The sequence below is a fragment of the Streptomyces palmae genome, from assembly GCF_004684805.1.
Lineage (GTDB): Bacteria > Actinomycetota > Actinomycetes > Streptomycetales > Streptomycetaceae > Streptomyces > Streptomyces palmae.
Genome location: NZ_SRID01000028.1, coordinates 17208 through 26851, shown reverse-complemented (window position 1 = coordinate 26851; position 9644 = coordinate 17208). Strand labels below are relative to the sequence as shown.

15 protein-coding genes are annotated in these 9644 nt (G+C 70.6%); 7 read left to right on the top strand and 8 right to left on the bottom strand.

Going from position 1 to position 9644, the window contains the following annotated elements; translation table 11 throughout:
- Nucleotides 1-193: 193 nt before the first annotated feature.
- Nucleotides 194-817, bottom strand: coding sequence for a TetR/AcrR family transcriptional regulator (locus tag E4099_RS05395; RefSeq protein WP_135337772.1), 624 nt, complete (start codon nt 815-817; stop codon nt 194-196).
- A 156-nt stretch (nt 818-973) separates the two neighbouring features.
- Here E4099_RS05395 and E4099_RS05390 point away from each other — a divergent pair, with 156 nt between their 5' ends.
- The gene (locus E4099_RS05390; protein WP_245244620.1) at nt 974-2470 is read left to right on the top strand and encodes an MFS transporter; all 1497 of its coding nucleotides are present in this window, start codon (nt 974-976) and stop codon (nt 2468-2470) included.
- Here the strand turns inward: E4099_RS05390 and E4099_RS05385 are convergent.
- From E4099_RS05385 to E4099_RS05370, 4 genes are all read right to left on the bottom strand, one after another.
- Nucleotides 2464-2865: a hypothetical protein gene (locus tag E4099_RS05385; protein WP_245244619.1), complete on the bottom strand. Its 402-nt coding sequence runs from the start codon at nt 2863-2865 to the stop codon at nt 2464-2466. The two genes, E4099_RS05390 and E4099_RS05385, sit on opposite strands and share 7 nt — an antisense overlap.
- Nucleotides 2862-3245, bottom strand: coding sequence for a hypothetical protein (locus E4099_RS05380; protein ID WP_135337771.1), 384 nt, complete (start codon nt 3243-3245; stop codon nt 2862-2864). The genes E4099_RS05385 and E4099_RS05380 overlap by 4 nt, the downstream gene beginning before the upstream one ends.
- Before the next feature lie 135 nt (nt 3246-3380).
- On the bottom strand, nt 3381-3635 hold the full coding sequence (locus E4099_RS05375; protein WP_135337770.1) for a hypothetical protein: 255 nt from the start codon (nt 3633-3635) through the stop codon (nt 3381-3383).
- Nucleotides 3632-4114: a DUF7848 domain-containing protein gene (locus tag E4099_RS05370; protein ID WP_135337769.1), complete on the bottom strand. Its 483-nt coding sequence runs from the start codon at nt 4112-4114 to the stop codon at nt 3632-3634. Before E4099_RS05370 ends, E4099_RS05375 begins: the two co-directional genes overlap by 4 nt.
- A gap of 322 nt (nt 4115-4436) precedes the next feature.
- Between E4099_RS05370 and E4099_RS05365 the strand changes: the two genes are divergently transcribed.
- Nucleotides 4437-5267, top strand: coding sequence for a helix-turn-helix domain-containing protein (locus tag E4099_RS05365; protein WP_135337786.1), 831 nt, complete (start codon nt 4437-4439; stop codon nt 5265-5267).
- On the top strand, nt 5264-5476 hold the full coding sequence (locus tag E4099_RS05360) for a DUF397 domain-containing protein (protein WP_135337768.1): 213 nt from the start codon (nt 5264-5266) through the stop codon (nt 5474-5476). The genes E4099_RS05365 and E4099_RS05360 overlap by 4 nt, the downstream gene beginning before the upstream one ends.
- 108 nt (nt 5477-5584) lie before the next feature.
- Here E4099_RS05360 and E4099_RS05355 read toward each other — a convergent pair whose 3' ends face one another.
- On the bottom strand, nt 5585-6064 hold the full coding sequence (locus E4099_RS05355) for a GNAT family N-acetyltransferase (protein ID WP_135337785.1): 480 nt from the start codon (nt 6062-6064) through the stop codon (nt 5585-5587).
- Between the two features lie 146 nt (nt 6065-6210).
- On the opposite strand from E4099_RS05355, the gene E4099_RS05350 reads away from it, so the two are divergent.
- The 3 genes from E4099_RS05350 to E4099_RS05340 all read left to right on the top strand — a co-directional run bounded on the left by E4099_RS05350 (nt 6211) and on the right by E4099_RS05340 (nt 7227).
- The gene (locus E4099_RS05350; protein WP_135337767.1) at nt 6211-6432 is read left to right on the top strand and encodes a DUF397 domain-containing protein; all 222 of its coding nucleotides are present in this window, start codon (nt 6211-6213) and stop codon (nt 6430-6432) included.
- Between the two features lie 175 nt (nt 6433-6607).
- Entirely contained in the window at nt 6608-6829 is a 222-nt protein-coding gene (locus tag E4099_RS05345; protein WP_245244618.1) for a DUF397 domain-containing protein, read from the top strand.
- A gap of 176 nt (nt 6830-7005) precedes the next feature.
- Nucleotides 7006-7227: a DUF397 domain-containing protein gene (locus tag E4099_RS05340; protein ID WP_245244617.1), complete on the top strand. Its 222-nt coding sequence runs from the start codon at nt 7006-7008 to the stop codon at nt 7225-7227.
- Nucleotides 7228-7335: 108 nt separating this feature from the next.
- Here E4099_RS05340 and E4099_RS05335 read toward each other — a convergent pair whose 3' ends face one another.
- Nucleotides 7336-8169 (bottom strand): GNAT family N-acetyltransferase, encoded by an 834-nt coding sequence (locus tag E4099_RS05335; RefSeq protein WP_245244616.1) that lies wholly within the window; start codon nt 8167-8169, stop codon nt 7336-7338.
- 154 nt (nt 8170-8323) lie between these two features.
- On the opposite strand from E4099_RS05335, the gene E4099_RS05330 reads away from it, so the two are divergent.
- Nucleotides 8324-9040, top strand: a complete 717-nt coding sequence (locus E4099_RS05330) for a nucleotidyltransferase domain-containing protein (protein ID WP_135337765.1) — start codon at nt 8324-8326, stop codon at nt 9038-9040.
- Between the two features lie 10 nt (nt 9041-9050).
- On the opposite strand, the gene E4099_RS05325 is transcribed toward E4099_RS05330, so the two are convergent.
- Entirely contained in the window at nt 9051-9500 is a 450-nt protein-coding gene (locus E4099_RS05325) for a winged helix-turn-helix transcriptional regulator (RefSeq protein ID WP_135337764.1), read from the bottom strand.
- Nucleotides 9501-9644: the final 144 nt, after the last annotated feature.

The window sequence follows — 9644 nt, the reverse complement described above, 5'->3', positions numbered from 1 at the left end:
AAAGTAATAGATATGTCTTATTTTGGACGGTTTGCCGGGTTGGCGACTCGCCGACCTCACCCGAACGGCCACCGTCCGCGCCCCGCCTTCACCGCGGGCAGAGCCTCACGTGGGGCATCCTGGCCGGCGCCGGCGCCGGCGCAGGGCGCGGGTCGCTGCCGGGGCAGGAGCCTCTGTCCGACCGATCGCGTGACTACTGGACGGCGGCCGTCAGCGCCTCGGGGAGCTTGGCGAAGGTCTCCTCGATGCGCCGCATCAGGCCCTCACGGCCTCCCTGGCCCGCCTGCGCCGTCCAGCGCAGTGAGGCCGTGCGCCAGGCGGCGACGAAGATCTCCACGGTCAGCCGCAGGCGCTCCTCGTCGACCTCGGTGCCGGCGGCGCCGATCACCGTGGTGACCAGGGCGCAGGTGGTGTCCTGGCAGTAGCCCAGGCTGTGTGCCCGGAGCGCGGGGACGGCCTCGGACAGCTCGCGGGTGGCCAGGAAGCGGCGCTCCCAGTCCGGGTCCATGGCGCCGAGGGTGGTGTCCAGCGCCGAGCGGAGCGCGTCGAGGAGCGGCCCGTCCATCGGCAGGGTGGCCACCTGCTCCAGGTAAGCCGACCACAGATCGCTGTCGGCGGCCAGCGCCACGTCCTCCTTGGAGCGGTAGTTCCGGAAGAACGTCCGCTTGGACACCTCCACCGCGTCGCACAGCTGGTCCAGCGTGGTGGCGTCGTACCCGTTCTCGGTGAACAGGTGGAGTGCGGTCTCGGACAGGGCCCTGCGGGTGCGCAGCTTCTTCCGTTCGCGCAGCGGCAGTTCGCGCAGATCATCACTCACGCCCAGGAGTCTACTGCCCGGGAGCTTTTGCGCTTTGACAGCTTGTGCCACTCAGTGGCACTGTCCCCTCAGTGGCCGACCGTGGCCGACCGTGGCCGACCGCGGCTGCTCGTGGCTGATCGTGCTGATCGAATTCCCTCCAAGGAGCCTGAACTCGTGACTACCGCCCCAACGGGCCGTTCCCGACCGGTGATCACGCTGACGGTGGTGCTGCTGGCCTTCGTCACCGTGCCGATGTCCATCTCCGGAGCGGCCGTCGCCCTGCCCGACATCGGCGAGGACCTGCACACCGCGGGTGCGCCGCTGCAATGGGTCATGAACGCCTACAACCTGACGTTCGCCTCGTTCATGCTGGTCGCCGGTTCCGCGGCCGACCTGTGGGGCCGCCGCCGGACCTTCGCGGCCGGCGCCGCGGTGTTCGCCGCGGGCTCGCTCGCCGCGGTCGCCGCACCCGGCATCGTCCTGCTGGACCTCGCCCGCGCGCTGTCCGGCATCGGCTCGGCGGGAGTGTTCGCCGGTGGTGGCGCGATCCTGGCCACGGCCTTCGAGGGCGCCGCGCGCACCCGGGCATTCGCCGCCATGGGCAGCGCCGCCGGCTTCGGCCTGGCGGCTGGGCCCACCCTCTCCGGCTGGCTGGTCGGCACCCTGGGCTGGCGCGCCACCTTCGGGCTGCACGCGGGTCTGGTGGTGGTGGCGCTGGCCGGCGTCGGCTTCATCGCCGAGTCCCGCGCCGAACGGCGTCCCCGGCTGGACGCGACCGGCGCCGCGGTGTTCGTCGCCGGCCTCGGCCTCCTGGTCCTGGGCGTGGTCCAGGGCCCGGAGTGGGGCTGGTCGAGCCCCGGTGTGCCGGCGCTGTCGGGAGCCGGCGCGGCGCTGCTGGTGCTCTTCGCCGTCCTGCAGTCGCGCGCCGCGGCCCCGCTGCTGGACCTGTCGCTGGTGCGGAACCGCCGGTTCCTGGCGCTGTGCACGGTGCCGGTGGTGACGACCTTCGGCTTCGTGACGCTGCTGAGCTATCTGCCCACGTACCTGGTCGGTGCCGGCGGCTTCTCTCCGCAACGCGCCGGAACGGTGCTGCTGTGGATGACCGTGCCGGTACTCCTGGCTCCGCCGCTGGCCGGCGCACTGGTCAACCGGGGCGCGTCCACCCGCCTGCTGATCCCCTCCTCCCTGGCGATGGTCGCCGCCGGGAACGCGTGGCTCACCGTGATCGGCCCTTCTTCCTCCGCCCTCTCCATCGCCGGGCCGCTGCTGCTGACCGGACTGGGCGTCGGAGTGTCGTTCGGCATCGGCGACGGGGCGGCGATGAGCCTGGTCGAACCGGAGCGGGCCGGCATGGCCGCCGGGTTCCTCAACACCCTGCGCATCGGCAGCGAGGCCATCGTCATCGCCGTGTACGGCGCGGTCCTGGTCAGCCTGGTCGGTACCCGCGTCGACTCCCGGGAGGTGGCCGCGAAGGTCGCCGCCGGGGACATCTCCGGCAAGGGGTCCGACGCACTGGCCGCCGCGTTCACCCACGCCCTGCACCTCGCGCTGTACGGCACGGCGGCCGTGTGCGCGGTCGGCGCCCTGGTCATCGCCGCCGCACTGGCGCCGCCGCGGCACGAGCGCGAGGCCGATGAGGCAGGGGAAGCGGTGCTGCTGGGCGGTCAGTAGCCACGGCCGCCGGGCCGCCGCTGGATGGAGTTCCGGCACTCCGGGGCGAAGTCGGGGACGGGCAGCCCGTCCAGCGCGTAGCAGAGCGCCGCGTGCAGCTGCTCCGCCTCCTCGGGGGTGAGCGTGAGCGGCGCGAGGGCCATGTGCTCGCCCCCGCAGCTGATCTGGAAGGACAGCGAGAAGTCGCCGTCCTTCGTACGGTGCAGCCCGCGTTCGGGAATGGGCGCGATCAGCCAGCGGGGACGGTCCCCGGGTTCCGCCGGCCCTTTCCCCAGGTGCCGGCGGACCTGCTCGGCCAGCGCGTCTCCCCGCCGCATGAGCTCCGCCAGGCTCGGCCGGTCCGAACCCTCCTCGCGCGGTTCGCGCCGCGGAGTCGAAGACGTGTGGTCGTTCACCGTGCGTTGACCTTCCCCGTGGCGTTCCAGCGGACCACCTCGTTGTGCCTGCGCAGCCGGACGCCGGGGAAGTCCGTGTTCAGCCGCGTCGCCCACCACAGCTCGCGGCGGCGCCGGGCGATGGCGCGCTCCTCGTCCAGGTGCCGCAGGTAGTACGCGCGGACGATCGCCCCTTCCTCGGTGATCGGCGCCTGCCGACCGGCGAGGTGCGCCGGGGGCGGGGTCGGCCAGGGCTTGCCCCACGGTCCGGACGGGGACAGCACGGCTCGCCGCACGACCGGTAAGGCGCCCGGCCTGGCCGCGTGCTTGGCGGGGGTGCGGGGTGGTGTCCGGTGGAACACCGCGAGGGCGAGCAGCAGACAGGGGATCAGGCCGTGCATGTCGTCCCCTCCTCTCAGATCGTTCTCCGTGCGATGGGGGAGCGGGCCGGGCTTGGGTGGTCCGCCCTCCGCCGGGGTCGGAATGACAGGCCGGGGGAGCCTCAATCCGTGTCACCCGGCGGAGGACGGAGCTGGTCACCGGAGGCGTCCAGTGGATAGGCGCCGCGGGAGCCGCACTCCGGAGTTGTTGAGGCGGATCTGCTCCGCCGGGCTTCGCTTCGGTACGCCCCACTCATCGAATCTCGCGGACAGCCAGCGGCCTCCGCACCCGTAGAAGGTGCCGAGCGCCGACAGGGACGCGCCCTCCAGGTACTGGCGTACGACGGTGGCCCTGGCGGCGACCACCGCGCCACGGGCGGCCCGCAGCCGCGCCGACTTGGACCTGCTCACGCGCCGGCACCGCCCGGCGGCACCCACCCATCCGGCAAGGTGTGCGTGACGCCCTTCGGCATGCCACCCGGAGGAAGCATCACCGCGATGTCCTGCATGGTGCGGGAGTACCGCAGGTGGCGGGTGTCCCGGGTGTGCCGTGTCATCCAGTCCACGATCTCGTCTTCGGTCCCGAGCCAGCCGGAGGACGCCCCGCAGTCGCTCAGATCACCGGATACGCAGGTGACGGCGCGGTTGATCTCGGTCTCCGGGTCCCACGAAATCGTGAAGTCCACGTAGCGGTGTACGGATCTGCTCATCCCTCGTCCGTTCTCTTCCTCGGAAAAGAGCCGCCGCAAGCCTTCTTCGAGCCTCGCCAGCCTCTCTTCCTCCAAGGCGACCAATTCGGCGTTCAGTTCGGCGAAAACGTTCTTGATTTCATCGGCGGTCGACAGCGCTTCCCGGTGTTTCCTGCGGGCGGTCCGGCTGACGAGTCGCATCGGCCACGAGAAGCACCCCTGCGAGTACCACCACAGTTCGAGCCTTAGCCAGAGTCGGCGCCTCACGGCAGGTCCGCGTCTGGATGAGGGTGGGCGTTGCCCCCTCGGGCCGATTCCTGCCGCCTCGCCGGGGCCGTGTACTCGCTGTGGTCCTCCAAGGGCACGTGCTCAAGCCTCGGCATGGGGACAACCCGCGGGGTTGCGGTCTCACTGGCCACGTCCGCTCCTCTCTGTAGCGATTCCACTACGAAGGACGTTCAGCGTGACCTACAGTGGGACTGTCTTCAACTTGCACGATTTGAGCGGGGAGTTGGTTGCCAGGATGGTGAACCGCAAGGAGCTGGACCCTGACGAGTCGCCCGGAGCTCGCTTCGGGCAGCGATTACGTGCACTGAGGGATGAGCGCGGCTGGACGCAGGACGAGCTGGGGGATCGGATGGGGTTCTCTGGAACCCACATTTCGGCCGTTGAAACTGGTCGACGCCCTCCAACTCCCCATTTTTCGGCTAGTGCTGACAGGGTGTTCGGCACGGGCGACCAGCTGTCGCGGCAGGGGCGGGCCGCACGGAACAGCGCAATACTTGAGGGATTCCCGGAGTTCGTCACCCATGAGGTGCGCGCAGCAGAGATCAGGCTCTTTGAGCTGGGCATCATCCCTGGGCTGCTGCAGACCCCGGACTATGCCGCAGCCATCACAGCCGGTGCCGTCCGCCGTGGTGCGATCACGGAGCAGCAGGCAGAGGAACGGCTGTCCCTACTCGCAAGGCGACAGGCTTCCCTCGAGCGGACTCCGCGACCGATGATCTTTGCCGTCCTGGACGAGAGTTGCATCAGGCGACAGGTAGGCGGCCCCGCAGTCATGGCGGCGCAGTTGGAATGGCTCGTTGCCTTCGCCGAGTTGCCGTCCACAGTCCTGCAGGTGGCTCCGTATGAACTCGGCGAACGTCGCGCGTTCGACTTGCCCGTTCACCTGCTGACGCTTCCGGACCGGGCTCAGCTTGCCTATGCGGAGTCTGCCCAGCAGGGCAGGTTGGAGCGAGATATGAGGCTCGTACAGCCTCTGTTGACCGCCTACCATCAGCTACAGGCCGAAGCACTTTCTCAAGCGGCATCCGTCGACATGATCAAGCAGTTGCGAAAGGGCACCCAGTGACGACGACCGACTCCCCCCGCTGGTTCAAGTCCTCCTACAGCAGCAACGGCGGCGCCTGTGTGGAGGTTGCCGCGAACCTCGTCACCGCTCGCGGCGTCGTCCCCGTCCGGGACTCCAAGGACCCCGACGGCCCGGCTCTGGCCTTCTCCGCCACCGCGTTCGCGTCGTTCGTGGACGCTGTGAAGCGCGGGGAGTTCGGGGCTGCCTGAGTCTCGCCGCAGCACAATCGAAGCCCCACCGCGGCCAGCGGCGGGGCTTCTCGCTGGGGGGACTCAGCCGTCGCGGCCAGCCACCCTGACCAGGTGGGATGTCCCCGGCTACTCCACGGGCTCGACGATCAGGGTCGTGGCCACGGTGCGGAAGCCGAGGCGGGCGTAGATCCGGGCCACGTCATCGTCGCCCGCGGACAAGAAGACGGTCTCGACGCCTCGCGACCGGGCGTCGGCCACCAGGGCCGCGGTGACCGCATGCCCAAGTCCCCGACGGCGCGCGGTCGGCAACGTCCCGACCCCGACGATCTCGGTGACCGCCCCGACCGGCTGGTGCTGACCAGCGCACAGCGCGATGCCGTCCTCCACCGAGGCGGCAACGCACGCCCGGCCCGCGAGGATGCGTTCCGCCGCGCTCTCCACCGACCCATCGCCGGCCAGGCCGCGCACCGCCTCGCCCAGTTCCGCCAGGCCGGCCACCCCGCTCCCGGTGCCGGGCTCGGCGAAGGCCAGATGGGGAACGGCCAGCGCGCTCGGTAGCGCGGGGTCGTCCGGCCCAAGGGTCCGGACCACCACACCGGCGGCCATCTCCGGCACGGCCGGAGTCGGTACATCCTGGCCGAGCAGGACGACGTGGTGACGTCCCAGGATGCCTATGATCTGCTTATGGCCATGGCCTGTCCGCCGGACGAGTCAGCAGAGTTGATCGACTCCATCGTGAAGGACTGTTACTCATGACCTACGCCCCCATCTCGGATGCAGACTGGACAAGGTCGAGCTACAGCCAGGCCAACGGCGGTGAGTGTGTGGAGTGGGCGCCGTCGTACGCAGTGGCTCATGGCGTGGTCCCCGTCCGGGACTCCAAGGACCCCGATGGCCCGGCCCTGGCCTTCTCCGCGACCGCGTTCACGTCGTTCGTGGATGCCGTGAAGCGTGGGGAGTTCGGGGCTGCCTGAGCCCCCCTCCGCGCGACCGAAGCCCCACCGCGGCCAGCGGAGGGGCTTCCCCGCTACTTCCGCACGCCCTGGGGCCGTGCCAGCATCGTGTGTCGCGGCAGCCAATTCGGGCTTTCGTTAGCCGGGGATTGCCGGGGCACTCGACCTGATCGCTTCGATCACGGAGGAGCACGCATTGGGTACCGCTCTGAACCCCACCGGACTCCAGTGGTTCAAGTCCTCCTACAGTGACAACGGCGGCCAGTGCATCGAGGTCGCCGCGAACCTCGTCGCCGCGCGCGGCGTGGTCCCCGTCCGGGACTCCAAGGACCCCGACGGGCCCGCCCTGGCTTTCTCCGCGACCGCGTTCGTGTCCTTCGTGGACGCCGTAAAGCGTGGGGAGTTCGGGCAGGGCTGAGCCTCCCCTCCGCGCGACCGAGGCCCCACCGCGGCCAGCGGCGGGGCTTCCCCGCTACTTCCGCGCGCCCTGGGGCCGTGCCAGCATCGTGTGTCGCGGCAGCCAATTCGGGCTTTCGTCAGCCGGGGATTGCCGGGGCACTCGACCTGATCGCTTCGATCACGGAGGAGCACGCATTGGGTACCGCTCTGAACCCCACCGGACTCCAGTGGTTCAAGTCCTCCTACAGCAACAACGGCGGCGCCTGTGTGGAGGTTGCCTCGAACCTCGTCACCGCTCGCGGCGTCGTCCCCGTCCGGGACTCCAAGGACCCCGACGGCCCCGCCCTGGCCTTCTCCGCGAGCGCCTTCGCGTCGTTCGTGGAAGCCGTGAAGCGTGGTGAGTTCGGGGCTGCCTGAGCCTCCCCGCAGCGCAACCGAAGCCCCACCGCGGCCAGCGGCGGGGCTTCTCGCTGGGGGGACTCAGCCGTCGCGGCCAGCCACCCTGACCAGGTGGGATGTCCCCGGCTACTCGACAGGCTCGGCGATCAGGGCCGTGGCCACGGTGCGGAAGCCGAGGCGGGCGTAGATCCGGGCCACGTCATCGTCGCCCGCGGACAAGAAGACGGTCTCGACGCCTCGCGACCGGGCGTCGGCCACCAGGGCCGCGGTGACCGCATGCCCAAGTCCCCGACGGCGCGCGGCCGGCAACGTCCCGACCCCGACGATCTCGGTGACCGCCCCGACCGGCTGGTGCTGACCCGCACACAGCGACGTGCCGTCCTCCACCGCGGCGGCAACGCACGTCCGGCCCGCGAGGATGCGTTCCGCCGCGCTCTCCACCGACCCGTCGCCGGCAAGGCCGCGCACCGCCTCGCCCAGTTCCGCCAGGCCGGCCACCCCGCTGCCGGTGCCCGGCTCGGCGAAGGCCAGGTGGGGAACGGCCAGCGCGCTCGGTAGCGCGGGGTCGTCCGGCCCGAGGGTCCGGACCACCACTCCGGCGGCCATCTCAGGCACGGCCGGAGCCGGTACGTCCGGGCCGAGCACCATCAAGGGGTGCTCGTGCACCGCGAGCCCCGCCTGTTCGACCGCGGCCCGCAGCGCGGGCGTGGTCTCGGCGACCCACTCGAAACTCTCCGGGACGCCCAGTTCCCGCTGCCGGGCGCGGACCCGGTCCACATCGGCTGCACTCACCGCTCCGGACCAGCCCAGGGTCGGACGGGCGTAGAAGGGCCAGCCCTGCCCCTCCCGGACGAACAGCGTCAGCGGCCCGAAGTCCTCGACCCGGGCGCCGGAGAGGGGAACGGCGTCGTAGTACCGCTCAAGTCGGTCCAGCAGCTCACGGCGATCAACAAGATCCACAGACGTCACGCGAGCATCCAAACAGGAGGTCGGAGCCACCGCCACCGTATTGCGTCCTGCCACGGCCAGTTCCAGGGGCCGCCGCCCGGTGAGCCGGTCAAGGCCGACGGTAATTCCATCAGCCCGGCATGAGGTTCCGCGTACGCTCCCGGGCATGCAGCCCGAGGACCTGGTACGCGACCACACCGTCTACGCCTGCGTCATGGGCTCGCGGGCCTTCGGGCTGGCGACGGACGACAGCGACACGGACCGCAGGGGCGTCTTCCTCGCCCCGACCGCCCTGTTCTGGCGTTTCGAGAAGCCGCCCACGCACGTGGACGGCCCGCTCCCCGAGCAGTTCAGCTGGGAGCTGGAACGCTTCTGCGAACTGGCCCTGCGGGCGAACCCGAACATCCTGGAGTGCCTGCACTCACCCCTGGTCGAGCACGTGGACGGCACCGGCCGCGAGCTGCTGGACCTGCGCGGGGCCTTCCTCTCCCGGCGCGTCCACGACAGCTTCACCCGCTACGCCCTCGGCCAGCGACGCAAGCTCGAGGCCGAGATCCGTACGACGGGCTCCCCGCGCTGGAAGCACGCGATGCACCTGCTCCGGCTGCTGATGACCGTCCGCGACCTGCTCCGCACGGGCGAGCTGCGCATCGACGTCGGGGACCAGCGGGAATCCCTGCTCGCGGTGAAGCGGGGCGAGGTCTCCTGGCCGAAGGTCGAGGCCCGCATGACCCGGCTGGCGGCCGAGACCGAGGACGCCCTGCGGCACACCCCGCTCCCGCCGGAACCGGATCACGCGCGGGTGGCCGACTTCCTGTTCCGGGTGCGCCGCGCCTCAGCGAGTGATTCCCCGGCGCGAGGGACGGGCGGCCGCGAGCGCTGACGGGCCCGGTTCAGACCCCGTCCATCGCCATCCGCCCGCTCTCGACTGCCTCGCGCTGGTCGTACTCGGCTCGCGCGGCGGCGATCTCGTCCTGGTGGTCCTCGGTCCAGGCGACGAGTGCCTGGATGGTGTTGTGGAGCGTCGCGCCCAGCGGAGTGAGCTGGTAGTCCACGCGCGGCGGGACGACCGGGTGCACCGTGCGGCGCACCAGCCCGTCGCGCTCCAGCTGGCGCAGTGTCACCGTCAGCATGCGCTGGCTGATCCCGTCGATCTCGCGCCGCAGTGCGGTGAAGCGCAGGGTGCGGCGGTCGAGTAGGGCGATGACCAGCAGCGACCACTTGTCGGCCACCCGGTCGAGGATCTGACGGACTTCGCAGCCCTCCCGGGTGTCCCACTGGCGGGCCTGGTCGTCCTCGGTTCCCGTGCAGTGACTCGGTGACTTCAAAGTGCCTTCTTCCATGGTCGTTCAGGGTGCACCAGGATCGAGGCGGTAACAAGAGGGAACTGACAGGTGGTTCGGTAACCGCCTGCGAGGCCGTCGTTCCCTGGGCCTCCCCTCTCCCTCTTTTCCGTTTCCCCCTTTTCTCTTTTCCCTTTTTCCATA

Bases quoted from the DNA above. Each gene is read 5' to 3' on its own strand.
- E4099_RS05365 (WP_135337786.1), top strand. From the start codon at position 4,437: ATGGTGAACCGCAAGGAGCTGGACCCTGACGAGTCGCCCGGAGCTCGC.
- E4099_RS05370 (WP_135337769.1), bottom strand. From the start codon at position 4,114: ATGCGACTCGTCAGCCGGACCGCCCGCAGGAAACACCGGGAAGCGCTG.
- E4099_RS05350 (WP_135337767.1), top strand. From the start codon at position 6,211: ATGACCTACGCCCCCATCTCGGATGCAGACTGGACAAGGTCGAGCTAC.
- E4099_RS05325 (WP_135337764.1), bottom strand. From the start codon at position 9,500: ATGGAAGAAGGCACTTTGAAGTCACCGAGTCACTGCACGGGAACCGAG.
- E4099_RS05330 (WP_135337765.1), top strand. From the start codon at position 8,324: ATGCAGCCCGAGGACCTGGTACGCGACCACACCGTCTACGCCTGCGTC.
- E4099_RS05355 (WP_135337785.1), bottom strand. From the start codon at position 6,064: ATGGCCGCCGGTGTGGTGGTCCGGACCCTTGGGCCGGACGACCCCGCG.
- E4099_RS05380 (WP_135337771.1), bottom strand. From the start codon at position 3,245: ATGCACGGCCTGATCCCCTGTCTGCTGCTCGCCCTCGCGGTGTTCCAC.